The organism is Thermodesulfovibrio sp., from assembly GCF_049969575.1.
GTDB classification, from domain to species: domain Bacteria; phylum Nitrospirota; class Thermodesulfovibrionia; order Thermodesulfovibrionales; family Thermodesulfovibrionaceae; genus Thermodesulfovibrio; species Thermodesulfovibrio obliviosus.
This window is the reverse complement of sequence record NZ_JBMFOO010000048.1, coordinates 3,331-4,300: the sequence shown is the minus strand read 5'-3', so window position 1 is coordinate 4,300 and position 970 is coordinate 3,331. Positions and strand designations below refer to the sequence as shown.

General features: G+C 33.4%; 2 protein-coding genes. Both read left to right on the top strand.

What is annotated here, in order from left to right; genetic code table 11:
• Window positions 1-530 (top strand): class I SAM-dependent methyltransferase (locus ACP5O9_RS08660; RefSeq protein ID WP_428723848.1); only part of this gene is annotated, 530 nt, incomplete at its 5' end.
• Between the two features lie 16 nt (window positions 531-546).
• Window positions 547-970, top strand: a 424-nt coding sequence (locus ACP5O9_RS08655; protein WP_428723847.1) for an aminotransferase class I/II-fold pyridoxal phosphate-dependent enzyme, incomplete at its 3' end; no start/stop codon positions are given.

Here is a 970-nt window from a genome sequence, read left to right as displayed (position 1 = left end):
AAATAAAAATAGAGATAATGGATGCTCATAACCTTCCCTTTTCAGAAGAAACCTTTGACTTAGTTTTACTTTTTGAAGCTATATACTACTTAAAAGAACCTCAAAAATTTATACAAGAAGCCAAAAGAGTTTTAAGAGAAGAAGGAATTCTTATTATATGTACAGTTAACAAAGAGTGGGAAGATTTTCATCCATCTCCATATTCTGTTAAATATTTTTCTGTTCCTGAATTATACGAAGCATTAAGAAATGAATTTAAGGAAGTTAAGCTATTCGGAGCATTTAAAGTAGAAAAACATGGAATAAAGAACAGAGTAGTTTCTTTTATAAAGAAAATGGCTGTAAAGTTAAATTTAATTCCAGGAAGTCTGAAGGCAAGAGCATATCTTAAAAGAATATTTATGGGAAAGCAAAGGCCTCTCCCTTACGAGATAAAAGAGGGGATGGCAAATTATACAGAACCTGTTTCAATACCTGTGGATAAACCTAATAAAGAATTCAAAATAATTTATGCAGTTGCAAAGAAATAAAATATAAGGAGTAAAGATGGGTGAAATAAGAAATGTTCCATTTTTCAATTATCCATATGTATTTACTTCTAATGAAGAAAAGTTTTTATCCATTATAAGAGATGTTGGAAGGCGTGGTGCATTTATATTGCAGAAGGATTTGGAGGAGTTTGAAAATAATATTGCCAAATATGTAGGAGCAAAATATGCAGTCGGAGTTGGTAATGCAACTGATGGGCTTCATCTTGCCTTAAGAGCAGCAGGGATAGGACCAGGTGATGAGGTAATTTTCTGTTCTCATACAATGGTGGCAACAGCTTCAGCTATATATTTTACAGGAGCTACTCCTATTCCTGTTGAATGTGGGAGGGATCATCTCATTGATCATCAATCTGTAGAAAAGGCTATTACTTCACGCACAAAAGCCATTATGCCAACCCAGTTGAATGGAAGAACAGCTA